This is a genomic window from Candidatus Nealsonbacteria bacterium (assembly GCA_019923605.1).
Classification (GTDB): Bacteria; Patescibacteriota; Minisyncoccia; order Minisyncoccales; family CSSED10-335; genus JAHXGM01.
This window is the reverse complement of sequence record JAHXGM010000011.1, coordinates 1-24463: the sequence shown is the minus strand read 5'-3', so window position 1 is coordinate 24463 and position 24463 is coordinate 1. Positions and strand designations below refer to the sequence as shown.

Genomic DNA, 24463 nt, shown 5'->3' with positions numbered 1-24463 from the left:
TTTCATTGGTTAAAAGTAGATTTCCCAATTTATTTCTTGAATCTTTATTCCTTGCTATGTATCTTCTTAATCTTTGCCTGATAAAAGCATCCAGTTTTTCAAAATCTTGTTTACAATACGCCAACTTGTAATAGTGCCCAAACCCCATAATCTTATTATTCAATTCTTTTATTATTGCTTTATCTGGTTTTTTGTTGGTTAGATGCGTAATCCTTATTATTTGGTTTTTGAAGTTTTCAATTTTCTTTGTGCTAATTGTAAAAATTCCGGCATAATATCTAAAACCTATAAATTCTACTGGATTTTGATGAAATCTGCCCGAATTTAATTTATTGATGTTTAATTTTAGTTCCAATTTCTCTAATTCTGGTTCTATAATTTCTTTTAGGATTTTTTCTGGCTCTTTTTTATTCTTACAGAAGATTAGATAATCATCTTGAATTCTCAAAAAAGGCCTTGGGATTTTCAAATCCAAAGGCAAAAGATACAAGCCAGCCAAAACCCAAGATAAATAGTTTCCCAAAGCCAATCCCTTGCCTTGAACGGGACTTTGTTTTAAGAACCCAGGTATTTCATATTTCAAATAATGCCTCATCCTCCTTGAGTTATGGGAGTTGAACTCCCAATTATTTGCTAAGAAGATTTTATGATTCACAGAAGGATAATATTTTTCAATATCTATTTTCAGAAAATATTTATATTTCTCACTTAATTTCTGGATATATTTTAATCGCTTATCCTGTCGCGCAAAAATTAAATAATGATAAGGATATTTTTCTTTTAGAATATGATTGACTTTTTTCAATAAAAATCTTGCTATTTTATTTGTTTCTTTTATGTTATTTATTTGAAAGTAGGGTAATTGATTAATATTTCCCATATAATTAGTTAAGGTTAATTATTATATTGTCGTAGTGTGAGAATTATGGAAGTTGAATTTCCATAGATTATCAAATATAGTAGAGTCAAGCAAAATAAAAAGGTTAAGAGAAAAACTGGCTCGCCTTGCCGATCTGTCTAATAATATGATAAATTAACATTGAAGCGAGCAAACAACAAAAGACGAAAGTTGATACACTTAAAAAGATATCCAAGGCGTTAAATGTCCCGATTGGGGATTTAATAAAAAAGTAACCCCTCACACTTAAATGTGGATAACTGAATAGAAATTCTTGCAAAATAATGGTAAAATATGGATATGTCCAGAGTTGAATTGTCTAAAACATGGACAAAAATTTGACAGCGGTTTTTGGAAAAAATATAATAAAATCAGATGGCATTAAAGTTATGGTAAAAATCATTGATAAAAATTCAATAAAAATAGGCAAAGAGCCAGTGGTGATTTTGCCTTTGAAGGAATGGAAGAAAATTGAAGAGATGTTAGAGGATTTAGAAGATGCGGTAAGATTTAATGAGGCAATTTCTGACCCAAAAAATCAAGGAGGTGTTCCTTTTGAGAAAGCAAAGAAGATGTTAAAGCTTCCCTAAATGGTCGTCCATATTGATTTTCATATACCTCAATTATGGCGACTTTTGCCTTTATTTACAACATCAATTTCAGGGTCGTTTTGTGTTGGAAACAAGCTTCATTTCAGGGTTGTTTTGTATTGGATAAGACTAACTATTGACTATAAAAACAGTTGCGTTATAATCAAGTAAATTCATCGTTAAAGATTTTAAAAATAATAAATAAAAATATGGATCCAAAAAAAAGATTATATATTCTTGCAGGAGCACTTGTTCTATCGTTAATTATCCTTCTTGTAATAATTGTTTCTCAAGGAAGAAATGCAGAAGGGCCAACCAATGGGATTGTCAATGGCGATTTTAGTTGTGGGGATAGTTTTACTTATCAAGAAGTTGAGTACGGGACTGTTGAAGTTGGCAATCAATGTTGGATGGCAGAAAATTTAAATGTTACTAAATATGCCGATGGGTCAGCAATTCCAAATTTAATTGAGAGTAATGATTGGGCCAATGATAAAGAGGGAGCATACGCTTGCTATTTAGATGCTGTCGAAAACTGTAATACTTACGGAGCTTTGTATAATTGGTATGCGGTGAATAACGAGGCTGGTCTTTGTCCTGCAGGATGGAGTGTTCCAACTCATAATCAGTGGGCAGATTTAGAAAGATCAGTTTGCGGCGCACTTGGCAATCCTGATTGCAGCGAAACATTTCCTGATAACGGCCTAATGGACTGGAGAGGAACTAATGAGGGACTCCATTTAAGGTCAGAAACTCTTGAGGGGCTAAATACATACGGATTTAATGCAATTTTTGGAGGATTTAGAAATCCAAATGGGCCTTTCTCTTTTGTAGATGAAAGTGGTTTTTGGTGGACATCAAGTTCGTCTGAAGACTTTGTTAAAGGACGTATTATGGATATGGCTAATCAAGGAGTTCGCCGAATTGAGAGCATGAGGTCTAGTGGTTTCAGTGTCCGATGTGTTCAGAATTAACAAGATTAACAAGGGAAGTTTAAACGAGGATTAAAAGGTCCTCGTTTTCTTTTAAATTATCTGTTTTTGATATATAATTAACTCAAGATGAAAAATATTTCAAAAGAAGAAAAAGAAAAGGGTTTCATTGCTATGACTTCAGTATTAATAATTGGAGCATTAATAGTGGTCCTTGGTGTTTCTATATTCCATTCTTCATTAACCGATCAATCAATGAGCTCTTCGTATGAAGCTGGTCAGGAAGCTCTCTCTTTAGCTAAAGCTTGTGTGAGAGAAGGTATTTTAAGGTTAAAGGAGGATATAGGGTTTGCTGGGTTTAGTTTTATAGAAGGCAGAGAAGGTATTATGATTGGTCAGAAAGTATGCAATCTCATTCAAGTGGAAAATATTTCATTAAACACTAAACGAATATCGGCGCTTATTAGATCGGGAGAAAGAGCTCATTTTAAAGATTATCAACAGGAGTTAAGATTTTCGGTTGAATCAACTGCAAGTGATTGGAATAGGCATGACGCGCTTGTGGGCCTCATAATCGAGGGCAATTCATTAGCTTTACAACCAGTATTTGTGACCGGGCCAGCAGGAGAGATAATCTTTCAGCCAACAAGCGGACATCGTATTTCTTCAAATTTGGATATTTCAGGAAGAGGAAGAGTAAAGAATTCTCAAATATTTTGGAACGCTGATATTCGTACGGATAATAATATCGTCGTTGCAACTAATGTTCATCGCGGCGGGTTGCCGCAAGGATGGGTTGAAGTTAGAAATGGAGGGCCTATACCGGGACTGGAAAGGGGAGTAGATCTTAGTAATATTAGTATAAGAACAAGAGTCAATTTTAATGGTGGCCCAGTTTTCTATCCAAGACTGAATAATATTAATATCTTTATTGAGATTTAGTTATTCAAGATAGTAATTTAAGTGATTGGTAAGTATTGAAATCCTTTCCCGTCTGGTTAGGATTTTATTGTATATTCTAAGGTCATCAATAGTTCCTGTAAAGCTATTTTGTCCGGCTAGGTCTCTTCCTATTGAGAGATTAGATTCAGTTCCAGGATTGACTCTTTCCATTGGTTGAAGATTAGTAATTTCATTATTATTAATAAACATTCTTCTGGTGTTTCCATCAAAAGTAACAATAATGTTTTGCCATTTATTAGGAAAAGCGGTATTTGGTGCCCTCGCTTTAATAACTCGTCCTGTTCCAGAAGAAATTGCCCATGAGTATCCTCGGTCGGATCCATGATACATAAGAAGGAAAGAATAATCGTCTGGTCCGTTAGCTCTTTTGTTTAATAAAACCATTTCAGTATTTGGAAGCGGATTAGGTAATCTTACCCAAATTGAAATAGATACATTGCCTCGAATATGTAAAGAATTAGATCCCGGAACAATTATTTGAGCGTTTGTAAATCCCAATGATCGGTTTATTCTACCATACCTATTTTCGGTCCATGACACTGAGTTGCAACCGTTAATTCTCCCGTGGTCATTGCTGATATTATTATGAACAATGCATCCTCTTCCTTCATTGAAACTCCAGCTTGCTATTAATTGGCTAGCATCTGATATTATTAAGGATTTTTCTTCTCGAGTGCTGTAGCTTCCGTTTAATCCGGAAACTTCATTGGCTGTTAGGCTTTGGTTATAGACCCTTACATCACTTATTAATCCCTCCCAAACATTTGACCTGCTAGTATCAGTTCCGATAGTCAGCTCAAGAAAGGGAGTTGTGTTAATAGATGTAATGGTTGTTCTTTTAGTATTTCCTAGCCGTCCATTTATATATATATCCATTCTTTGATCTGCGGGGTCATAGACTCCTACAATATGTTCCCATGGAACATTGTCTGATGGGGCGGATATTATATCAGTTCCTTGGGGGCCGGCTATTTTGAAAAAATAAGAGTTGTCTTGCCGGTATATCACATATCCGCTTGTGTTTCTTGAAAAATCATACCTTCCGGCAATTATTCTAGTTCCGGATCCAGTCCCTAAGACCCAAGCTGAAATACTTAATGGGCCGGAGGTTTGAAGAGAGAATCCAAACTCGGTTGTTATCATACTATTATTACCATTAAACCTGGCTGCATTGAATGGTTGATTTTTTCTATCTTTGGCAAAGCTAATATTTTTCATTAATCCATGGTTCCTATAAACACTTGAGTCTGTGGCGTTATTTGAGAGCAAGAAATGACCGATAAGGCCTGATTTTGACAGTAAAACCCATTCATTATTATTATTTACTCCAACTTCGTATCTCCCGGGAGTTAAATAGCTTGGATCTTGATTTAGTATAGACAAAGCGGCTTCCAGTGTTTCGTTTGACCGGAGGGTTGCATTAGTTCTATCTAAGCTGATGATTGCACCTCGGGTCGCGCTTACAAAAAGAGCAAAAATAGTCATTATGCCAATTGCAAATACAGCCATTGCCGTAAGCAGCTCTATGAGTATCATTCCTTTTTGTCTTTTTCTTGTCATAAATCAAAGCTCTCTATTTTCCCATGAGAGTTTATTGAAATTTGTTTAGTATGAGATCCAAAGCTTATAGAAATTAGCGCGTTGTTAGCTGGAGAAATAAGTCGGCCGGTTGATTTTCTAAAAACAATCTCGTCATTTCCACTAGGTACTACTGAGACGGGAAAGGGGATAACAATATCAAGGGAAGATCTCCGGTCTCGAAAGGATTCTCCTTCAAATATTATATAGCTATTTCTAGTAATTTTAATTCCAGCGCTAGCATTGCCACGACCAGAAATCGCGACTGCTTGAGCTTTTCTTAGTGATGCTTCAAGATTCCGGACTTGGTCTCTTAGAGTTGATTCTTGAAAAAAATTAAAACCCACCGGAAGAGTAAGGCTTGAGAACATAATAATTAAAGCGACTGCTATTAATAATTCAACTAATGTAAAACCTTTTTTCATATATTATCAATCATAATTATAGCAGAAAAAAGATAATTAAAAAGTATTTTATATTATTCGTATAGATGTTAGAATGAATTAATCATCAGCAAGAAAAACCTTTCTGATAATTCAAAATATGATATAATAAAATCGTTTGTTATTATCAGAAAATATTTGTGTTAAAAAACTAATATATGGTTCGGAAAATAAGTATCAAAGGAGGTTCTCCTTGGGAAAAGCTTCAGATTAGAAAGAGTCGGAAAGAAGGGGAAATAAAGGAATTAAATACAAGACAAGAAGAGATCAATGAAAAGATCCGTTTTTTAATTGATGAAGAAAAGGCATTACAATTTAAAAATTCAGAACTTTTAGCTCAAAAAGGAAATATTGAAAAAGACTTAAGCGTTGCCCGTGATAAAGAGCGTGAATTTACCGGTCTTAAGAATGAAATAGAAAAAAGAGAGAAAGAAGAAAAAGACCCAATTAAGAAAAAGAAAATAGAGGAGGAAAGATGGGCCATTGCAGATAAAAGAAGGGGAGTAGAGAGAGCCAGGATAGAAAAACAGAAAGAAGATCAGGAAATAGGGGAGCTTTTAAAAACTTTAAAGGGAAAAATAAAATCATCGTTATCTGAAAAAGAAACTCTTTTAAAAAGAAAAGAAAGTTTAAGTTCAGAAATTGATATTAAAAATAGAGAAATAGATAAGCTTGATCAAGATATTAAACGGATAGAAAGAGAAGAAGCGGAAAAGAAGCAAGAAGAAGAAAGGTTAAAACAAGAGAGGGCCCGTAAAAAAGAGGAGATAGCAGAAAAGGAAAGAGAATTGAAGAGACAATTACTTCTTGCCGAACTTCAAGTTAAATTTGATAAAGCCACTAGTTACTATGCTAATAGGGAATTGGTTAAGGCCAATAGGCTTTTCTTTGTTGTTAAAAGTGAAATTGAAGACTTTAAACTATTTGAAGATGAAACCAAGGTAGCTTTATACAACCAATCAATTGAACAAATTGATAAAATTGAAAAGGAAATAGAGGCTGAAAGAAGGGAAGTGGAAGAAGAGAAGAGAAAGTTAGCGGAAGAAAGAAAAACAATTGAAGGAATAAGGGAAAGAGCCATAGAGGAGGAAAATAGAGTAAGAAGTGAAAGAAAAGAGGCTGAAGAACAGCTACAAAGAAAGCAAGAAGAAATAACAAAGAAAGAAGAGGAAGAAAGAAAGCGCCTAGAAGAGGAGGGGCAGAAACTTGCTGAGGAAAAAAAAGTAGTTGAGGGGATAAGAGAGAGAGCTATTGCAGAAGAAAAAAGAATAGCAAAAGAAAAAGAAGAAAAAGAAGAAAGAGAGAAGGCTCAAGAAGAACAGAAAAGACAGGAAGAAGCTAGAAGACAACAAGAAGAATCAAAAAAAGCAGAAGAACTTAAAAAACAAGCAGAGTTAAAGATAAAAGAAGAAGAACAGAAAAGACAACAAGAAGAAGAGAAGAAAGCTCAACAAGAGGCCGAAAGGAAAGAAAAAGAGAGAAAAGAAGCTCAAAAACAAAATCAAAGAAAAGACGAAAAGAAACGACTTCAATCAATATTTAATGAAGCTACTACTGCGTATAACAAAAAAGATTTAGATAAAGCAGGTAAACTTTTCATCAATCTTATTAAAAAAATAGAAGAAACTAGCACTCCTGAAGAAGTTTCCGGAGATCCACTTTATCTTAAATCTCAAAAATATCTTGAAAATATTAAAAAAGAAGACACTGCGGCCAAAGAAAAACAAAGAAAGAAAGAAGCAGAACTAAAAGAGCGAGAAGAAACGAGAATCAGACAGGCAGAGGAGAAAAGAAAATTGGCCGAAGAGGCGTCAAAGAGAAGAATTCAAGAGGAAGTTGATCGAAGAAACAGAGAGGTTGAAAGAGCTCAAAAAGCTAAAGAGGACAAGATTCTTAGAAAGGAGGAAATGAGGATTGTTGAGGAGATAAGGCAGGAGGCTTTAAAGGAAAAAGAGCGAATAAGAAAAGAAAAAGAATTAAGAGCTCAAGTAATGTATGATGAAGCCTTTGATCGATACGGTAAAGGGGAACTTTCTGTTGCTAAAGATCTTTTGAATAAAGTTTTTGAGGTTATTGGTATAGATAAAAAGAAAACCGGATTTTTTAATAAATTATTTAAAGCGCCATCCTTATCCAACAAAGCAGTTGATCTGTTAGGGAAGATTCAAAAAGATGAGATAAAAGAGGAGATAAAGGAAAAGAAGGAATTATTAGAAAAAGAGATAAAAGCCACCAAAAAGAAAGAAGCAGAAGATGATATTAAGAAAAAATATGAAGAGCAGCTCAAAAAAGAAAAAGAAGAACTTATTAAAAAACAGAAGGGAGGTGAACTTCAATCAATATTTAATCGTGCATTTGATCACTACAAGAAAAAAGAACTTGATATCGCTAATGGATTGTTAGAATCTCTTTTAAAGGAACTAGAAGAAAAGGAAGCTAAAGCTAGTTTTATTGAGAACATAAAGATTATTATGCCGCTTTCTCAAAAAGCAAAATGGCTCCTTGGTAAGATTAAGGAAGAAAAGCAGGGAGAAGAAGTAAGAAAAAGACAGGAAGAGGAAGCTAAGGAAAGAGAAGAGATAAGGAAAAGACAAAAAGAAGAGCTAAAGAGACAAGAAGAGATTAAGGAAGAAAAAGAAAAACTCATTAAAAAGCATGAGGAAGCTTTGCGCGCCAAAGAAGAAGAGCTCATCAAGAAGCATGAAGAGGAGCTAGAAAGACAACGAAATGAATTCATAGAAAAACAGAAAGAATTGGCTGTACAAAAAGGGGAAATTAGAGAGGAGGCAATGGAAGATGTTCTTACTCGTGATAAAATTCGTCAGCAGGAGGAAGAGTTTAAACGACAAGAAGCTATACTAAAGGAAAAGTATCAAGAGGAACTTAAGAAACAACAGGAAGATATAAAAAGAAAGCAAGAAGAAGAATTAAAGGATAAAGAAAAGGATTTAAAGTCTCAAGAGGAAGAAAGAAGGAAGCAACAAGAAGAAGAAATGAGGATGAAGGAGGTTTTAGCCAAAAGAGAGGCTAGCCAGAGGCAAGGAGAAGAGATAAGAAAGAGAAAGGAAGAGCTGAAGGCAAGAGAAGAGGAAGCAAGGCAACAAGAAGCTGCAATTAAAAAAGCACAAGAGTTTGAAGAGGGGGAACTAACTGAAGAAGAGAAAAAAAGAAGAACAGAAATTGCCCAGAAAGCCGAAGAAGAACTTAAAGAAAAAAGGAGACTAATAGCAGAAGAGACTCAAAAAATTGAAGAAGAAACCAAACGAAAAGCACAAGAAGAAAAAGAAGAGCTAGAAAAAGCAAAGAAGGAAGAGTCTCAGAAAGCTGAGACTAAAAAGGTTGCTGAAAAGGATGATTTAGAAAAGAAGAAAAAAGAAGCCGAGCAAGAAGAAAAACGCAGGGTTTTAAGAGAAGAGATGAGAAAGAAAGAAGATGCAGAGAAGAAAGAAAAAGGAGATCAGAAACAGAAAGAAGACTTATTGCAAGGGCAATTCAGTGAAGCCGTAAAATATTTTAAGAATAAAGAATTTGATAAAGCCTATGAGATGTTTAAAAAGCTCAAAGAGCAGCTTCATGAGCCTGAAAAAGAGCCCGGATTCCTCTTTAAACTTTTAGATAAAGTTCCATTATATGCTAAAGCAGAAGAATATCTTTTGAAAATAGAGAAAAAAATGTCGGCTGAGGATCAAGCGAAAACAAGAGAAGTAAGAGAAAGAGCCAAAGCAGAGTCGAGAGAAAAAAGATTAGAAGAAAAACAGGCTCCTCCTGGATGGAAGACAGGGATGGGTCGTAAATTTTCTTTAGGCAAGTTCTTTAATATTTTTAGAAAAGTTTTATTTTATCATCCAATAGTCGGAATTGATATCAGTGATTACTCAGTTGAAATAGTCTATCTTGGCAGAACGGGGTCTATTCTTGCTTATGGGAGGTCAATTATAAAGGATGGGGCCGTAAAGGATGGGGAAATAAAAGACCAAAAAGCGTTATCTCAAGCATTAAGGTTAGCGGTTAAACAAGCAGGATTTCAGCCTTTTATACCAAGAAAAGGAGCCACACTTAGAGTTATTACCAGCCTTCCTGAATATAAGACATATGTTCAAGTTTTTAGCTTTGAATCAAGAGATAAACTTTTTGAAAATGTTAGAGAAAGGATTAGAAAAACATATCCATTTCCAATCGATGATCTTTATTGGAACTATATTGAATCTTGGGACGGAAAGTCAGATAAAACCAAAGTTCTCTGCGTCGCTATATTAAAAGATATTGTGGATGGTCAGATATATCTCTTTAAATCATCAGGAATAAATCCTATTGTTTTTGATATTGAAGCTGAGTCAATCGGTAGATCCTTATTAACCGAATTGCCATCAGTTGTGGAGAATGGCAAGAAGAGTAAGGGGGAAAATTATTTTCATAGAATAAGTGAAGATACTATGATTCTTGATATTGGAGCCCAGACTACCAATATTAATATATTTGATAAATCTGGTTTTATTAATCTATCAACCGCAATTCCTTATGCAGGATATTACTTTTCATCTAAAGTAGCTGATTATTTAGGGATTTCGAAAGAAGAAGCGGAAATGATGATTATTGCGAAAGGTTTTCAAAAGGAAGATAATTCACTTTTTGAAGTGTTGTCACTTGAAGGTGGTAGAATAATTGAAGAGGCAAAACAAGCCATGAAATATTATAAGAATGAGACTGGAAGAAATGTTAAGAAGGTAATTATGGCAGGTGGAACATCTCTATTGCCAGATATAGACATTTTCTTTAAAGATAATTTTGAAGGGGTAAGTGTAGAGATAGGGGATCCATTAAAGAAAATAAAACGAAAAGGAGGATTACCTTCTGATAGGTCAATTCTTTATGCTAATGCTATCGGTCTTGCTCTTCGGGGTATTTCCAAGGATCCAGTCAAGGATGGAATAAATCTTTTACCTGAAGAAATAAAGAATAATGAGAGAAAGATATACTGGCAAGAAAAGAAAAAGAAACTAATGGTTATTAAAATAGTTTTAGTTGCTGTAATTATTGCCATAGCATTATTATTGTTTTCCTATTATTTAATTTTCATTCCGCTGTTTTAATAAGAATGAAACTATGGTACAATTTTATAAACTAATATAATATAAAAATATGAAAAATAACAAAAAAGGATTTACGCTTATTGAGCTATTGATAGTAATTGGAATTATAACAATTCTTGCTTCAGCCGTAATAGTAGCTATTAATCCAGGTAGACACTTTCAGCAAGCCAGAAATGCTACCAGATGGAGTCATATGAACTCTATAGTTAGCGCAGTATATACTTTCTCCGTTGATAGGAGGGGAGTTTTTCCGGCTTGTATCACTGCAACCCCAGCAAATGTTGCAACTTGTACAGAATTAGTACCTGATTTTATAAGTTTAATGCCGAGAGATCCTCAAGAAGGACATAGTTATATGATATCATTTCAAGGAACAAGGATTTTGATAACATCAACAGCACCCGAAGCCATAGCCGCCGGAGTCCAAGTCTTACAATAAGAAATGCAAATAGATAAATCTAAAATTGAGCTAATCACTATAGGAGTGATTATCGCAATGCTTGTGATAGGTGTGGTTTTTTCATTTAGGCCCCCAGCGTTGTTTAGAGAAGCACGTAATGCTACCAGAAAGAATCATATGGAATTGGTGATAACCGCAATTTATACCTATGCGATTGATCATGGAGGATTTTTCCCAGACTGTATACCTGAGCCCAATGAAGAAGCGGTAGAAATAACAGAATGCTTAGATCAAATAGGAGAATATATTAAAGGACCTTTTCCTACTGATCCCGACCCAAACCATAGATATATGATAGAGTCTGTTCCAGAAATAGAAAAAAAGATAAGAGTTTTCTCAACCGCGCCTGAAGCAGCGTCATTAGAGGTAATACAATAGAAATGGGCATAGCCCATTTTTTTTTATCTTCCTAAGACGAAAGAACTTAAAAAGAAATTATTAAAATTATGTTCCGGAAGATTTTGTGGATTATGGAAGGAGATATTCATTTCGACTCTAATAGAGTCGTTTGAAACTCTTGTAAAAAATATTCGATCAACAACCACTTTTGATGTTGTTAGATTTATGGGACTACGGCCAGCCTCTGTTATTCTTAGTTTTCCTGCTGTAACATCAAATGTAGTAGGATTTCTTGATGGATCAGTGAATGCCAATTGAATTATTGACCCTTGTTGGCTTGGAATAATTAATGAATTAGCTTCATTTATCGTAGAGCCAATTTTATGCATAGCAAAGCGTCCGTTATGAGCGACTTCTTGAATGGCATCTGTTCTTGCTCCAACAGAAAAAACATTCATTGATACTAATCCCATAGCAGCAATAGCCACCGAAAGGATGCTAATATATATCATAAATTCAATAATAGTGAATCCTTTTTTCATAAATATTTCAATTTTTTTAAAATTATTGTATAATTCATTATAACAGAAAAAAGAAAGTTAATTAATACTAAAACAATGAATAAACTAACAGAAAGGCGAACTTTATTAATACTATGTATTTTACTTAGTTTTGCTTTGATTATAGCTCTTGTCCAGATAATATCTTTAAGGAATAAGATTAAGGACGCGGTTTTTATTGATACAGAAGAGCCAATTGACAGCGCACCATTATATAATGAAGTTCCCGACGTAGACCTAAAAATAGATCCATCTGTTCCAGAGAAAGGATTTAGAAGTTTTGGTCCTTTTGCGTATTTAGACTTCTCTTTTTTCTCGCAAGACACAATAGGATTTGTTTATAGCGATAATGGTCGTTTTTACGCAAACATAAATGATAATATTTTTGGCCCTTATGATCGATTGGACTCATTGAGATCATCGGGAAATAATTTTTCATTTCGCTACTATGAGGGTGATAAGGTCTATTTAAGAATTAATAATGAAATATTCGGTCCTTATCAGGATCTTAGACTATTTCATTTAGGGAGTGATGCAAGCTTCGGATTTGAATATCAAAAAAACAACAATTGGTATGTTAGAATGAATGGTAAAATTCATGGTCCTTACGAGGAAACAGGAAGAATATCATTTTTTATGAATGATTTCATTTTCGCCTATAAATTAAATGGAAGTTGGTATGTAAAGATTGATGGTAACTCAAAAGGCCCATATGACACAATAGATGCTTTAATGACTTCTGGACAAAAATTCGCCTATGTTTATCAAGTGGGAGAAAATTGGTATGTTAGGATAAATCAAGATATTTATGGACCTTATGGTAGAATTAGTTTATTGAGACTAACGGATGACAATTTTGGATTTATAAGAGAGGACAATGGGGAGTATTATTTAGAGACTTACCTAAGTGAGTAGGGTCTTATTGTTCTTTAACGAGTACAATATTGAACCTAAGGCGTGGATTACGAATTGGCTAATCTGTGGTAACTGCGAGATACTTTTTAAGGAGACAAAAAATGTCTCCTTTTCTCTTAGTAGAATCCTTGAGTTATCTGATAAATCGGCAAGATAATTGCACTTGCAATAAAGGCAACAAACAAACCAATTAAGATTAGTATTACCGGCTCTAGAATGACCGGTAGTTTTTTAGTTTTATCGGTTATTACAGACGAGAAGAAGTCAGCCAAATAGGCAAAAGAGTCAACGAAAGAACCAGTTTCTTCTCCGGTTGTAATAATACTGATATAAACGCTTGGGTATAGATTTGGAAAATCATTTAGAGCCATAGAAAAGGGATCACCTTTTACTATTCTTCTTTTGACGTGCTCCAAGGACTTTTTGAATGTTCTGTTTGGAACTGATTCCGATGTAATATCAAGAATTTTGGTTACCATTAATCCACTTCCAAATAGGGTTGATATTAATTGGGATATAACTGCTAGTTGATAATCTTTAACAAATGAACCAACAATCGGAACTTTTAGTATTAAATCATCAAATATTTCTCTTACTCTTTCTATCTTACTTATTAAATAAATAATCAACAAGAAGGCGATTATGCCTAATATCAAGTCTAGGCCTCTGTGTTGGATGAAATTAGACATATAAAGAAGCATTCTAGAGGGGAGTGGTAGTTCAACATCTAATGCGGCAAAGATTGGAGTTAAACGAGGAAGGACAAAGAAAGTTAATCCTCCGCCCAGGAAAACAGAAAAGATAAGAATTATCTTTGGATAAAAGGTTGCCGAGCTCATTTCTCTTTCTAGATTTTGTTTTCTATCAAGCCAGTCAGCTAGATGTTTTAGATTTTTATCTAAAGTTCCACTTTCTTCTCCAGCTCGGATAAAGCTTGAAAAAGCTTTTTCAAAATTTGGATCTTCTTCAAAAACTTGATAAATAGGAGTTCCTTTTTCGGTTCTTTCTTGTGCTTTTTTGAGTATATTCTTGAGGGCAGAGGATCTTGCTTGCTTAGTCAAGATTTCAAAGGATTCATTAATGGGAATTCCGCTTTTAATAAGAAGAGCTAAAGTTTTTACGAAATCTCTTTTTTCTTGAGTACTTACTTTGTTAAATAATGGCATAATCTTTATTTTAAGATTTTCTTAGATCGTTCTACAACTTGATCGACAGTTGATTTAGATTTTATGAAATAATCACTTACTCTTATACTTTGAGCTTCTTCAATATCAGATTCTTGTCCTAATTCTGAAAATATTATTATCGGTAAATCGGGATAGTCTTTTTTTATCTCTCTTAACATATCCATTCCATTCATTCTATCAAGTAAAACTTCAGCTATTAGGCTTTAGCTGCTCTTCTTACTTCTTCAAAGGTTGTAATACCCATTAAGGCCTTGGTTATCCCATCGTAAACCATGGTAGTCATGCCTTCTTGAATCGCTTTCTTTCTAATAGTGTCCATCGGAGCCTTATTGGTGATTAAATCTCTAATCTCTTCGCTAACATTTAAGATTTCAAATATAGTGGTTCTTCCTTCATATCCTGAATTATTACAGAACTTACATCCCTTTCCTCGGAAGAATTTGACTTCAGCAAGATTCTTCTTTCCCGATATTTCCCTTATATTACCAGCAAGATTTGGCTCTTCGTTTAGGATAGCCAATTCTTCTTCTGACAAGAAACAGCTTTCTTTGCAGTCTTTACAGATCTTTCTTACCAATCTTTGAGCTATGGCTGTATTAACAGAGGAAGAAATAAGATATGCCTTGGCTCCTATCTCTAAAAACCTCGAAAACGCAGTTGGGGCATCATTTGCATGCAGAGTAGAAAGCACCAAATGTCCCGTCATAGCAGAGTTAACGGCAATATCCGCAGTTTCTTTGTCACGAATCTCACCAACCATGATAATATCTGGGTCTTGACGAACAATAGACCTAAGACCCTTAGGGAAGGTTATTTCTTTTGCTGGATTTACCTGAATTTGTCTTACTCGTTCAATATTATATTCGACTGGATCCTCAATAGTCATAATATTAACTTCCGGTCTATTTATTGACTGAAGTACTGCGTATAGGGTAGTCGTTTTACCTGATCCAGTAGGTCCAACTACCACAATCATCCCGTATGGCTTATCAGCATTAGTTTTTAATTTCTTTAAGTCAGAATCTAGAAGTCCAAGGTCAGATAGTTCAAACCTTCTTCCCCTTTGCATTAAAAGTCTCATAACAACGTTTTCTCCATCAGTAGTAGGCATGACTGAAACACGAAGGTCAATTGTTGCTCCTCGGATAGTATGTTCAAAACGACCATCTTGAGCTGCGGCTCTTTCATCAGTTCTTAATCTGGCAAGGATTTTAATACGTGAAACAACTCTGGTGTGTAGTTCTTTAGGAAATTCTATAGCTTTGTACAAAATACCATCAATTCGATATCTAACGATGGTCATTTTTACTAAAGGCTCAATATGTATATCTGAACAAAGAGAAGTGTATCCATAGTCAAGAATAAGGTCTACTAGCTCTACGATATTCTCTTCACTTTTCTTTGGTTCTTTTTCCAGTTCTTCTACTAATCTTGAAACTTCTATTGTTATATCACCTTTATATCTTCTTAGAGCTTGATCCAAGTCAAAATCAGTAACATAGAAAGCTTTTATCTTCTTACCAGTTTTTCTCTCAAGAAGTTTAAAGAAGTTGTAGTTACCAGGATCATTAGAAGCAACACTTAGAACGCCATCTTCTTCTTCAATTACAATAGCCCTCTGTGAGAGAGCAACGGCTTCAGGGATATAACTTAGCAGTTGTGGGGTAATATCTTCTATATTAGCCCTTTTAAGCCCAATGAAAGGATACCCAGCGGCATCGGCGATGAGCTTTCCCATGATTTGGTCTTTGATCAGTCCTTTTTCTACTAACATCTTGTCTAAGGGTTGCTTTTCTTCCTTAGCCAAGGCCTTGACCATATCAAAATCCATTTTTTGGATATAGCCAGAATCAAGCAGGATCTTTTCTAATTTCTCATTTGAGATCAACATATTTTAAATTTATTTACTTTTAATAAGTTTACAATAATTTTAGTTGTTTGGAAAGAATGTGTATATGATTATAGCAAAAAACAAATAATAAATGAAATGTTCTTGGTGTGTAAAAATAAAGGATTCAATTTAAATAAATAATATATGATTAGTTGGATTAAAAGAATTGCGTCCGTAAGGGGAGTATTCGTATAATTTTTCAAAAAACAAGAAAGACGACCCTATATCATCTATTGAAAAAGACCTACCAAAGAGCTAGACTTAGGAATCATGAAATATGTAATCTGTCATTATTCTGAAATAGGCTTGAAAGGGAAGAATCGTAAGTTTTTTGAAGACAAGTTGGTTTTAGAAATAAAGAGAGTTTTAAAACTATTACTATACTCTTCTGTTAAAAGAATTCCTGGGCGCATACTAATAGAGCTGACCGAAGAAGGTCAACTAAAGAATGAAAAGGTTCGAGACGCTTTAGGCTTTGTTTTTGGATTATCTAGCTTTTCATTTGCAGTTGATAGCTCCCATAATATTGAAGACATTAAGGAGGAATCCTTGAAATTAGTTAAAAAAGAGAATTTTGAAAGTTTTAGAGTTACCGCCAAGAGAGAAGATAAGCACCTTCCTTTTACTTCTCAAGAATTAAACCAAGAAGTGGGAGCTCATTTATTCCAACAATTAAAAAACAAAAAAGTAGATTTAAACAATCCAGACCTTATTTGCTATATTGAATTAGTCAGAAAGCGTTCTTTTATTTTCACTAAGAAATACAAGGGGGCTAGGGGATTACCGATGGGAACGGGGGGCAAGGCAGTTGTTTTGCTTTCAGGTGGCATCGATTCACCGGTAGCTGCATTTACAACTATGAGAAGGGGAGTTAAGGTTTCATTCCTTCACTTTCATTCCTATCCAATCACTTCCGAGATATCAATAAGCAAGATAAGGGAGTTAGTAGAACTGTTGTCTCAATATCAAGGAAAATCAAATCTTTACCTTATTCCGTTTACTGAGGCGCAAAAAGAAGTTTTGCTTAATACTAAGTCTAAATTTAGAGTTATTTTCTACCGAAGATTGATGTTAAAGATTGCCAAAGAGGTAGTAAAGATAGATAAGGCCCAGGCAATTATTACCGGAGAGAGTTTGGGCCAAGTAGCTTCACAGACTATTGAGAATATGTTAGTAATTGGACAAGCATGTGATAGTCTAATTATCAGACCCTTGGTTTGTGATGACAAAGAGAGTATAATAAAGATAGCTAAGGACATTGGAACGTTTGATATATCCAACCTTCCTTATGATGATTGTTGCAGCAGATTTCTTCCTCAGTACCCTGAAACTAAAGCTAGGATTGAAGAGGTAATAGAAGAAGAAAAGAAAATAAATATTAAAAAGATAACTGTCAGGGCAATAAAAGAAATGTCTTGCGAGCAAATATATGGTTTCAAATTGGACAGATGATATTAAGAAAAGATGTGAAGGTGTGCCAGTATCAAGCGGAAGATCAAATAAGGCCGGTAGAATTAGTTTTGATGATTTAGTATTCGTTCCGGCTCAATTAACCAAGAGGCCAGTTGATTATTATCAAGAAGAGATAAAGAGCGTTACAATACTTGGGAAAAAGAGCCAGAAGCCATTAAAGCTAGATGTTCCTATTATCATTGGAGCTATGTCTTTTGGTGCATTATCCAAAGAAGCTAAAACTGCTTTGGCAATGGCATCAACTAAAGCTGGAAGCGTAGCTAATACTGGTGAAGGGGGAATGTTAGACGAAGAACGTAATGCCGCCCAACGATTAATTCTTCAGTTTTCCACAGGTAGATTTGGGATATCAGAAGAAGTCTTAAAGAAAGCTGATGCTGTTGAAATTAAAATTGGCCAAGGAGCTAAGCCGGGTTCTGGTGGATTATTACCTAAAGAAAAGATTACGCCTGATATTGCTAAGATAAGGGGAGTCTCTGGCAAAGAAGATGTTCATTCTCCTGCTTATCATCCCGATATTCATAACGAAGAAGATTTAAAAAAGACAGTTGATTATTTAAGAGAAGTTACTGGGGGAGTTCCAATAATTATGAAGATTGGTCCGGGTAATATTGAAGGAGATATTAAATACGCGCTTAAGGCTAATCCTGATGTAATAGCCTTGGACGGAATGGAAGGAGGAACAGGCGCGGCACCTGAAGTTATGTTAAATGAAGTAGGAATACCAACAATACCAGTATTAGTAAGGGCAAGAAAGGCTTTAGATGAACTTGGAGCAGATCAAGAATTATGGATGGGAGGTGGATTTAACAAAGGTGGAGATATCGCTAAAGCTTTAGCACTAGGAGCCAATGGAGTGTTTCTTGCTTTTCCGCTTTTAGTTGCAATGGGGTGTGTATATTGTAAGATGTGTTATCTAGGAAAATGCCCAAGCGGAGTAGCCACTCAAGATCCCGAATTAAGGTTAAAACTAGATGTTGATTTGTCAGCGGCAAGAATTGCTAATTTTCTTACTAATTGTACTGAAGAAATAAAGATGGTAACAGGAGTGATTGGGAAAAACGATATCCATAATTTAGACAGAAATGATCTAAGATCAATGACTTCAGAAATGGCTAAAATATCTGGAATAAAAGTTTCTTGGGTAGAATAAGGTTGTTTTTTAAACAAAAACCATTGTATAATAGTTTGAGCCTAAAAAGGTCGCATTAATAAAATTATTCAAGAAAAAAATATGGCTGAAGCATATTGCGTAAAATGTAAGCAAAAAAGAGAAGTTCAAAACGAAAAGGAAGTTGAAATGAAAGGTAAGGGGGGAGCAAAAAGAAGAGCTCTTTCAGGAACCTGTCCTGAATGTGAAACTAAGATGTTTAAGATCCTGCCTAATAAATAGTTTAAATTTGAAAGCCCCCTTCTTTTTGTTTTTACAAAAGGAAGGGGTGTTTTCTTAAACTCTGACCATGAGAGCGAAAAGGATAAAACTTTTAATCTTATCATTAATATTCCTTGCTAATGTTTTTGCTTGGAATGCGGTAGGGAAGATAAGTCAACCTCAAAGTTTGGAGGTTGTTTTTTTTGATGTTGGTCAAGGCGATGCCATTTTCATTAAAACTCCCGAAGGACATAATATTCTAATTGATGGTGGTCCGAGTGGAAGTATTTTGGAAAGGTTGTCCGAAGTAATGTTCTTTTGGGATAGAGAAATAGATTTGATAATATTAAGTCATGCCCATAGTGATCACGTTGGTGGACTAATAGAGGTGGTGCCTAATTATGAGGTCCGTAATATCCTTTGGAATGGAGTTATAGAGGATAATGCAGTCTCGCGTGCTTGGGAGAGGGTACTCAATGAAACTGATGCAACCATTAGGATTGCAAAAGCGGGTCAAAGAATAAAGGGGAAAACTTTTTATATAGACATTCTTTACCCATTCGATAATTTAGCTAATACAGAAATTAAAGACTTAAACCTTTCTTCAGTTATTGCCCGATTAGTATCAAACGAGGGAACTTTTCTTTTTACTGGTGACGTCTATTCTTCAATTGAAAAGGAACTAATCAAAAAAGAAGATTCTTGTAAGGCAAAAAATGAACCGATTTGTCGATCAATAGTGTTAAAGTCAGATGTTTTAAAAGTTGGTCATCATGGAAGTAAAACTTCAACTTCTGAAGAGTTTTTAAAAAGAGTTAATCCATCTATTGCTGTAATTCAATCGGGATCCGATAATCGTTACGGTCATCCCCATATAGAGACATTGGAAATTTTAAAAAAACATGGTATAAGAGTCCTAAGAAACGATTTAGACGGTAATATAAAGATATTATCTTCTTTTAATTATTAATTCTGATAAATTAAATGAAAGACAAAAAAGTTTTAAAAAATTTACCCGACCCGGATCTTCCTCCGGTTAAAGAGGATTTTAGAAAGACATTTCAGTGGAGGATATTCAAGATTATGGCCGAATTCATTGAAGGATTTGAATTCATCACTGATTTTAAGGAAAAATCAGCTACTGTTTGGGGAGGCACCAAAACCAGTAAAGATGATCATTATTACAAGGAAGCGAGAAAATTAGGTTTTCTTTTGGCTAAAGAGGGCTACGCTGTTGTTAGTGGTGGCGGTCCAGGAATAATGGAAGCGGCAAATAGGGGAGCTTATGAAGCTGGCGGGAAATCTGTTGGAATCAATATTCAACTTCCGGAAGAACAAAGAACCAATGATTATGTTAATAAGTCAAAAGGTTTTCATTACTTTTTTACCAGGAAAGTCATGATGTCCATGGCTTCATCGGTTTACGTATTTTTTCCTGGAGGTTATGGTACTCTGGATGAATTTTTTGAAATGGTAACCCTGGCTCAAACCAGGAAGCTTTCCCACGAAGTCTTAATAATTGTTGTCGGTAGAGATTATTGGCAACCTCTTTTTGAATGGCTTAAGAGTGAAGTCTATCAAAAGAGGGGTGCGATATATGAAAGAGATTTGGAGATATTCAAGTTGGTTGACAGTGCCGAGGAAGGAATAGAAGTAATTAAAAAAGCAAATAAAAAATAAGGATATGGATTTTCCAATTTTTAAGACAAAGCAAGAAGGAGTTGATCAGAAATTTAATCTTTCTGACCCCCAAGAAAGACAAGATTATTTTAAAGTTAAAGCCGGCCTAGAAATAGATAAAATTAAGAAGCACATAGAAGAGGGTAATACCTTCATTGTTTACTTAATGGGTAAAAAGAACTCTGGAAAGGGGACATACTCAAAAATGTTCGCTGAAGCCGTAGGAAAGGATAAAATTGAGCACTTTTCTATCGGTGATATGATAAGAGATGTTGATGAAGAGGTAAATCATGAAGAAAAAATAAAAGAATTAAAAGAATTTTTAGAACAAAATTATAGAGGATTTCTTTCAGCTGACGAGATAATTAAAATGTTATTAAATAGAAGTACAGCAACACTTCTGCCAACAGATGTAATTTTAACTTTGATTAAAAGAGAAATTGCAAAAAGAGATAAAAAAGTCATTTTCATTGATGGTTTCCCAAGAGATATGGACCAAATTTCATACTCTCTATTCTTTAGAGATTTGATTGGATACAGAGAAGATCCAGACCTTTTTGTTTTAATTGATCTCCCAAATACTGTTATTGATGAAAGAATTAAATGGAGGAAAATATGTCCTAAGTGTAAAACATCAAGAAACTTGAAGCTTCTACCGACTTCTAAGATAAAATACGACGAAGAAACAAAAGAATTTAAGTTGATTTGTGACAATAATGAGTGTGAAGATAATGTTGAAATGGTATCAAAGGAAGGAGACGAGTTGGGCATTGAACCAATAAGGGATAGGCTTGCAACTGATGAAAAGCTAATAAAACAAGCATTCACATTGTATGGAATACCGAAAATTCTTCTAAGAAATGCTATCCCGGTAGATAGGGCAGAGGGCATGGTAGATGACTATGAAATTACTCCAGAATATCAATATGAAGTAAAAGACGGTAAGGTCAAAGTTAAGGAGCTTCCATATACTGTAAATAATGATGAAGGGGTAGAGTGTTATAGTTTAATGGCTCCTCCAGTAGTAGTATCTTTGATACATCAAATGGTTAAGATTCTAAATCTTTAATTTTAGCTTGACCATTTGTAGCTATCAGGATAAAATGATATTGACCCTGCTCGGTCATCTATGGAAAATCTGATATAAGCTCTCTACGGGAATCGGAAATGATTCTTGATCTGTGGATCAGGACTTCGATACCCACCAGTGGTTTCTCAGAGACTTTCCTAGTTTCAGGCAGGGTCTTAAATTTAAAAAGTATTAGTAGAATAAAAAAGATCTGGAGCAGTAAGTTTAGTTAAGATAAAAGAAAATATACAACAATCCATTACCGTGATTGTTGTTTTAAATAATACCATCAATATCATTGGAAGTTAGATGCTGTTGAGGTTTTTGGAAGTGCTTGGTTTGGTGTAATTTCAGCCGTCTTTACTTTCCTTGTTATAATGTTTGCCGAGGTTCTTCCCAAGAACATTGGAGAGATGTATGTAATTCCAATTGCTTTATCAACTGTCCAACTGCTTCTTTTTCTGAACAGAGTATTTACTCCAATTATCTGGGTTTTAAATATTTTCACAAGACCTTTTTAGAGGAAGAGAAGTATTGTTTCTGAGGAAGAGATTAAGATATTGAGTCATCTTGGTCATATGGAAGGTGCCATTGAAGCTGATGAGAAAGATATGATTCAGAAAGTGTTTCTTTTAAATGACATTACTACAAAAGATATTATGATTCCAAGAACTGTAATGGAGACTCTTGAGGGTAAAGAGATATTGAAGGATATAGAAGAAAAGATTTATTCATTATCTCATTCAAAAATCCCAGTCTATCAAAAAGATCTAGATAACATTATTGGAATCAGTCATCAAAGAGATCTTTTGATTGCCTTAAGTAAAGATGTGAAAGAAAGGCTAGTGTGACTTCATAAAGGAAAATCTTTTGTTGGTAGTTTTAGAAGATATTAAATTAGATGATCTAATACCTCTTTTCCAAAAACAAAAAACTCATATAGCAATAGTTACTGATGAATTCGGAGGAACAGCAGGTAGCGTTACTCTAAAGTATGCTCTAGAACAGATAGTAGGGGAGATAGTTGATGAGACTTGATAAGGTTGTAGATTTACGAGCTAAGACCAAGAGAATGAGGGAGAGTGGGAAGTAAAAGAAAGGACATTTAATAGGTCATGCTCGGGCAGAGCCAAAAGTCTTATCAAAATAGTATTGTTTTTAAAAAGAAAGGAGAGAGTTTAACCTGAAGCTTCATCAGTATATGTATCACTAACAACTTCGAGAGAAGACATAGAGGAATTGATCACTTGGCACCTAAACAAAAATTATTAAAACTAGAATTAGGAATCTCACCAGAAGAAAATACTAAAACACGATTTGATAAGATCCAAAGATCAGCTAAAAGTCGGATAATTTTTCAATCAATAACTATTAATTCTAATCATTTCGTTATTGAAGTGATTGGATAGTACAATTTAATCCTTCATCTATCAAAAAAACCTTGACATTAGTTGTTCCTGCGTCAATAATTAACACAAGAGGGTTAATAGTTTTTAAATAATGTTTTTTTAGCATTTTCTTTATCTAAAATTATTTGTTTAAGGGAATAAAGAATTTTAAATTTTTTAAGATTACCACCTAAAAGTTTAGATATTGGTGAAATCGAAACATAACCTTCATTCTGAAGATTTTTTTCATTTTTTAAAATAATATTTCTGCCAGCGGTAAAGTTGTGAGAAAAATTGCTCCAACCCGTAGCTAATAAATCGCCTAGACCAGCCAGTCCTTCACAGGTTTCTTTTTTTCCACCTAAAATTTCCGTTATCTTTTTCATTTCTTGATATGATTCAACTGTGAGAGCACTTTTTACATTCACTCCAAAACCGCAACCATTAGCCATACCCAAAGCGAGACTATAAATGTTTTTTAAAACTGAACAAATAGCCATACCGCGAATATCATCAGAAAATCTGATTTTTAAACTAGTGTTGCGAAACAGACTCTTAATTTTTATCTCCCATCTCTTATGAGATAAACCAATTATTCCTGTTGATGGTTGCCCTGATTTTATTTCTTCCGCTATCATTGGCCCCACTAAAATTCCATAACCAATCTTATTTTTCAATTCTTCTTTTAGGACCGTTTCCATTGTTTTTAACGACTTATCTTCTATGCCCTTAGAAAGAGTGATTACTATCTTTTTGTGATCATTTTTAACATTATCGTAAATCATTCTTGCCACTTCCCTGTTTGACCAAGAGGGAACACATAAAAAGATAATTTGAGCATTATTAATCACTTGAGAAAAACTTATATTTTTTTTTAATTTTTTAGCGTCTCTGTCCCATAAGTCTGGCTTTATTCCTTTCTTGTTCAAAATAAATTCAAGCGCGGTACCGATTTCTCCTGCTCCAATAATTGCTATTCCTTTTTGTTTTTTATTGTTTATCATATTTTTGTCCAAATAGAATCTTACTAGTTTATTAAATTATCAACACTAACTCCGAGGGCTTTCGCCACTTTCTTTAATGTTTCAAGCGTCGGGTTTATATTTTCGCCCTGCTCAATTTTAATAATCGTATTATTGGCAACATCGGCGAGTTTGGCGAGGCGATCTTGCGAAAGCCCTTTTTGTTCCCGTAGTTTCTTCAGATTTTTTGAAAGTAGATAATCTTGTTTGGGCATATTGTATTTATGGTAGTACTATTACATTAAAGTACAGCTAAACTTATTAGTACTACCATAATGATACTACAGAATTTATTTTTAGCAAAGACCAAGGGAGTAAGAACTTGTTGTGTGCACACGGGTGGGTGGGGTAAACACAAGATCTTTTCTCTTAGTGGTGCATTTCGCAAAGCGAAATACAAAATTCGGTGACAGCGAAAAAATTGGAATTGGAAAGCGAGGGCGGGCAAAAATTCCTTCCCCCAGACTCTCTGACTTTGAAGAGCAGTCAATAGAACTGCCTTTTCCGGACCTGACAGCGAATACAGGCTTCATCGACTGTCAAAGAACCTTTTTGATACTCTTGAATTACTTCATATCGTTCCATAACTTTAATTGGAATTTTTAACTTCATT

General features: G+C 34.5%; 25 protein-coding genes. 16 read left to right on the top strand and 9 right to left on the bottom strand.

The annotated features are described in order from the left end of the window. The coding region (locus tag KY054_02350; GenBank protein MBZ1356588.1) for a hypothetical protein at positions 1 to 880 on the bottom strand (880 nt) is incomplete at its 3' end. 344 nt (positions 881 to 1224) lie between these two features. On the opposite strand from KY054_02350, the gene KY054_02345 reads away from it, so the two are divergent. The 3 genes from KY054_02345 (at position 1225) to KY054_02335 (ending at position 3362) form a co-directional block, all read left to right on the top strand. After that, entirely contained in the window at positions 1225 to 1488 is a 264-nt protein-coding gene (locus KY054_02345) for a hypothetical protein (GenBank protein ID MBZ1356587.1), read from the top strand. Positions 1489 to 1697: 209 nt separating this feature from the next. Further along, a complete protein-coding gene (locus KY054_02340; GenBank protein MBZ1356586.1) occupies positions 1698 to 2462 on the top strand; it encodes a fibrobacter succinogenes major paralogous domain-containing protein in 765 nt (254 codons plus the stop codon). 87 nt (positions 2463 to 2549) lie between these two features. After that, the gene (locus KY054_02335; GenBank protein ID MBZ1356585.1) at positions 2550 to 3362 is read left to right on the top strand and encodes a hypothetical protein; all 813 of its coding nucleotides are present in this window, start codon (positions 2550 to 2552) and stop codon (positions 3360 to 3362) included. Here KY054_02335 and KY054_02330 read toward each other — a convergent pair whose 3' ends face one another. Together KY054_02330 and KY054_02325 are read right to left on the bottom strand one after the other, a co-directional pair. Beyond that, the gene (locus KY054_02330; protein MBZ1356584.1) at positions 3363 to 4943 is read right to left on the bottom strand and encodes a prepilin-type N-terminal cleavage/methylation domain-containing protein; all 1581 of its coding nucleotides are present in this window, start codon (positions 4941 to 4943) and stop codon (positions 3363 to 3365) included. Further along, positions 4940 to 5386 carry a prepilin-type N-terminal cleavage/methylation domain-containing protein gene (locus KY054_02325; protein MBZ1356583.1) on the bottom strand — a complete coding sequence of 149 codons (447 nt, stop codon included), beginning with the start codon at positions 5384 to 5386 and terminating at the stop codon, positions 4940 to 4942. Before KY054_02325 ends, KY054_02330 begins: the two co-directional genes overlap by 4 nt. Before the next feature lie 176 nt (positions 5387 to 5562). Between KY054_02325 and pilM the strand changes: the two genes are divergently transcribed. From pilM to KY054_02310, 3 genes are read left to right on the top strand one after another with little or no spacing between them, the layout of a single operon-like run. Further along, on the top strand, positions 5563 to 10494 hold the full coding sequence (gene pilM / locus KY054_02320) for a pilus assembly protein PilM (protein ID MBZ1356582.1): 4932 nt from the start codon (positions 5563 to 5565) through the stop codon (positions 10492 to 10494). A 49-nt stretch (positions 10495 to 10543) separates the two neighbouring features. Continuing rightward, positions 10544 to 10933 carry a type II secretion system GspH family protein gene (locus tag KY054_02315; GenBank protein ID MBZ1356581.1) on the top strand — a complete coding sequence of 130 codons (390 nt, stop codon included), beginning with the start codon at positions 10544 to 10546 and terminating at the stop codon, positions 10931 to 10933. Positions 10934 to 10936: 3 nt separating this feature from the next. Next, positions 10937 to 11332, top strand: coding sequence for a hypothetical protein (locus KY054_02310; protein MBZ1356580.1), 396 nt, complete (start codon positions 10937 to 10939; stop codon positions 11330 to 11332). Between the two features lie 23 nt (positions 11333 to 11355). On the opposite strand, the gene KY054_02305 is transcribed toward KY054_02310, so the two are convergent. After that, positions 11356 to 11835, bottom strand: coding sequence for a prepilin-type N-terminal cleavage/methylation domain-containing protein (locus KY054_02305; protein MBZ1356579.1), 480 nt, complete (start codon positions 11833 to 11835; stop codon positions 11356 to 11358). A 75-nt stretch (positions 11836 to 11910) separates the two neighbouring features. Here KY054_02305 and KY054_02300 point away from each other — a divergent pair, with 75 nt between their 5' ends. Next, complete coding sequence (locus KY054_02300; protein MBZ1356578.1) at positions 11911 to 12768, top strand: hypothetical protein; 858 nt, start codon at positions 11911 to 11913, stop codon at positions 12766 to 12768. A gap of 116 nt (positions 12769 to 12884) precedes the next feature. Here KY054_02300 and KY054_02295 read toward each other — a convergent pair whose 3' ends face one another. The 3 genes from KY054_02295 to KY054_02285 are packed head-to-tail and all read right to left on the bottom strand — an operon-like array spanning position 12885 to position 15846. Continuing rightward, a complete protein-coding gene (locus KY054_02295; GenBank protein ID MBZ1356577.1) occupies positions 12885 to 13934 on the bottom strand; it encodes a type II secretion system F family protein in 1050 nt (349 codons plus the stop codon). 5 nt (positions 13935 to 13939) lie between these two features. After that, positions 13940 to 14113, bottom strand: a complete 174-nt coding sequence (locus KY054_02290) for a response regulator (GenBank protein MBZ1356576.1) — start codon at positions 14111 to 14113, stop codon at positions 13940 to 13942. Between the two features lie 38 nt (positions 14114 to 14151). Next, on the bottom strand, positions 14152 to 15846 hold the full coding sequence (locus KY054_02285) for a GspE/PulE family protein (GenBank protein ID MBZ1356575.1): 1695 nt from the start codon (positions 15844 to 15846) through the stop codon (positions 14152 to 14154). 270 nt (positions 15847 to 16116) lie between these two features. On the opposite strand from KY054_02285, the gene thiI reads away from it, so the two are divergent. The 9 genes from thiI to KY054_02240 all read left to right on the top strand — a co-directional run bounded on the left by thiI (position 16117) and on the right by KY054_02240 (position 22478). Next, the gene (gene thiI, locus KY054_02280) at positions 16117 to 17298 is read left to right on the top strand and encodes a tRNA 4-thiouridine(8) synthase ThiI (protein MBZ1356574.1); all 1182 of its coding nucleotides are present in this window, start codon (positions 16117 to 16119) and stop codon (positions 17296 to 17298) included. Continuing rightward, positions 17276 to 18472, top strand: coding sequence for an FMN-binding glutamate synthase family protein (locus tag KY054_02275; GenBank protein MBZ1356573.1), 1197 nt, complete (start codon positions 17276 to 17278; stop codon positions 18470 to 18472). Before thiI ends, KY054_02275 begins: the two co-directional genes overlap by 23 nt. 81 nt (positions 18473 to 18553) lie before the next feature. Beyond that, a complete protein-coding gene (locus KY054_02270; GenBank protein ID MBZ1356572.1) occupies positions 18554 to 18712 on the top strand; it encodes a hypothetical protein in 159 nt (52 codons plus the stop codon). Positions 18713 to 18779: 67 nt separating this feature from the next. Beyond that, entirely contained in the window at positions 18780 to 19661 is an 882-nt protein-coding gene (locus KY054_02265) for an MBL fold metallo-hydrolase (protein MBZ1356571.1), read from the top strand. Between the two features lie 14 nt (positions 19662 to 19675). Beyond that, positions 19676 to 20371 (top strand): TIGR00730 family Rossman fold protein, encoded by a 696-nt coding sequence (locus tag KY054_02260; protein ID MBZ1356570.1) that lies wholly within the window; start codon positions 19676 to 19678, stop codon positions 20369 to 20371. 4 nt (positions 20372 to 20375) lie between these two features. Further along, a complete protein-coding gene (locus tag KY054_02255; protein ID MBZ1356569.1) occupies positions 20376 to 21440 on the top strand; it encodes a nucleoside monophosphate kinase in 1065 nt (354 codons plus the stop codon). A gap of 347 nt (positions 21441 to 21787) precedes the next feature. Next, entirely contained in the window at positions 21788 to 21961 is a 174-nt protein-coding gene (locus KY054_02250) for a DUF21 domain-containing protein (GenBank protein MBZ1356568.1), read from the top strand. A 90-nt stretch (positions 21962 to 22051) separates the two neighbouring features. Then, the gene (locus KY054_02245; GenBank protein ID MBZ1356567.1) at positions 22052 to 22291 is read left to right on the top strand and encodes a hypothetical protein; all 240 of its coding nucleotides are present in this window, start codon (positions 22052 to 22054) and stop codon (positions 22289 to 22291) included. A 19-nt stretch (positions 22292 to 22310) separates the two neighbouring features. Beyond that, positions 22311 to 22478, top strand: coding sequence for a hypothetical protein (locus KY054_02240; protein MBZ1356566.1), 168 nt, complete (start codon positions 22311 to 22313; stop codon positions 22476 to 22478). A gap of 445 nt (positions 22479 to 22923) precedes the next feature. Here the strand turns inward: KY054_02240 and KY054_02235 are convergent, their stop codons facing one another. Both KY054_02235 and KY054_02230 read right to left on the bottom strand, forming a co-directional pair. Then, complete coding sequence (locus KY054_02235) at positions 22924 to 23832, bottom strand: hypothetical protein (protein ID MBZ1356565.1); 909 nt, start codon at positions 23830 to 23832, stop codon at positions 22924 to 22926. 23 nt (positions 23833 to 23855) lie between these two features. After that, the gene (locus tag KY054_02230; GenBank protein MBZ1356564.1) at positions 23856 to 24065 is read right to left on the bottom strand and encodes a helix-turn-helix domain-containing protein; all 210 of its coding nucleotides are present in this window, start codon (positions 24063 to 24065) and stop codon (positions 23856 to 23858) included. Positions 24066 to 24463 lie beyond the last annotated feature (398 nt).

What these genes read in the sequence shown, in the direction of transcription:
- KY054_02290 (MBZ1356576.1), bottom strand. Translation starts at nt 14,113, where the DNA reads ATGTTAAGAGAGATAAAAAAAGACTATCCCGATTTACCGATAATAATA.
- KY054_02345 (MBZ1356587.1), top strand. Translation starts at nt 1,225, where the DNA reads ATGGACAAAAATTTGACAGCGGTTTTTGGAAAAAATATAATAAAATCA.
- pilM (MBZ1356582.1), top strand. Translation starts at nt 5,563, where the DNA reads ATGGTTCGGAAAATAAGTATCAAAGGAGGTTCTCCTTGGGAAAAGCTT.
- KY054_02275 (MBZ1356573.1), top strand. Translation starts at nt 17,276, where the DNA reads ATGGTTTCAAATTGGACAGATGATATTAAGAAAAGATGTGAAGGTGTG.
- KY054_02230 (MBZ1356564.1), bottom strand. Translation starts at nt 24,065, where the DNA reads ATGCCCAAACAAGATTATCTACTTTCAAAAAATCTGAAGAAACTACGG.
- KY054_02295 (MBZ1356577.1), bottom strand. Translation starts at nt 13,934, where the DNA reads ATGCCATTATTTAACAAAGTAAGTACTCAAGAAAAAAGAGATTTCGTA.
- KY054_02245 (MBZ1356567.1), top strand. Translation starts at nt 22,052, where the DNA reads ATGATTCAGAAAGTGTTTCTTTTAAATGACATTACTACAAAAGATATT.
- KY054_02270 (MBZ1356572.1), top strand. Translation starts at nt 18,554, where the DNA reads ATGGCTGAAGCATATTGCGTAAAATGTAAGCAAAAAAGAGAAGTTCAA.
- KY054_02260 (MBZ1356570.1), top strand. Translation starts at nt 19,676, where the DNA reads ATGAAAGACAAAAAAGTTTTAAAAAATTTACCCGACCCGGATCTTCCT.
- KY054_02285 (MBZ1356575.1), bottom strand. Translation starts at nt 15,846, where the DNA reads ATGTTGATCTCAAATGAGAAATTAGAAAAGATCCTGCTTGATTCTGGC.
- KY054_02265 (MBZ1356571.1), top strand. Translation starts at nt 18,780, where the DNA reads ATGAGAGCGAAAAGGATAAAACTTTTAATCTTATCATTAATATTCCTT.
- KY054_02315 (MBZ1356581.1), top strand. Translation starts at nt 10,544, where the DNA reads ATGAAAAATAACAAAAAAGGATTTACGCTTATTGAGCTATTGATAGTA.
- thiI (MBZ1356574.1), top strand. Translation starts at nt 16,117, where the DNA reads ATGAAATATGTAATCTGTCATTATTCTGAAATAGGCTTGAAAGGGAAG.
- KY054_02305 (MBZ1356579.1), bottom strand. Translation starts at nt 11,835, where the DNA reads ATGAAAAAAGGATTCACTATTATTGAATTTATGATATATATTAGCATC.
- KY054_02325 (MBZ1356583.1), bottom strand. Translation starts at nt 5,386, where the DNA reads ATGAAAAAAGGTTTTACATTAGTTGAATTATTAATAGCAGTCGCTTTA.
- KY054_02335 (MBZ1356585.1), top strand. Translation starts at nt 2,550, where the DNA reads ATGAAAAATATTTCAAAAGAAGAAAAAGAAAAGGGTTTCATTGCTATG.
- KY054_02235 (MBZ1356565.1), bottom strand. Translation starts at nt 23,832, where the DNA reads ATGATAAACAATAAAAAACAAAAAGGAATAGCAATTATTGGAGCAGGA.
- KY054_02300 (MBZ1356578.1), top strand. Translation starts at nt 11,911, where the DNA reads ATGAATAAACTAACAGAAAGGCGAACTTTATTAATACTATGTATTTTA.
- KY054_02330 (MBZ1356584.1), bottom strand. Translation starts at nt 4,943, where the DNA reads ATGACAAGAAAAAGACAAAAAGGAATGATACTCATAGAGCTGCTTACG.
- KY054_02310 (MBZ1356580.1), top strand. Translation starts at nt 10,937, where the DNA reads ATGCAAATAGATAAATCTAAAATTGAGCTAATCACTATAGGAGTGATT.
- KY054_02340 (MBZ1356586.1), top strand. Translation starts at nt 1,698, where the DNA reads ATGGATCCAAAAAAAAGATTATATATTCTTGCAGGAGCACTTGTTCTA.
- KY054_02255 (MBZ1356569.1), top strand. Translation starts at nt 20,376, where the DNA reads ATGGATTTTCCAATTTTTAAGACAAAGCAAGAAGGAGTTGATCAGAAA.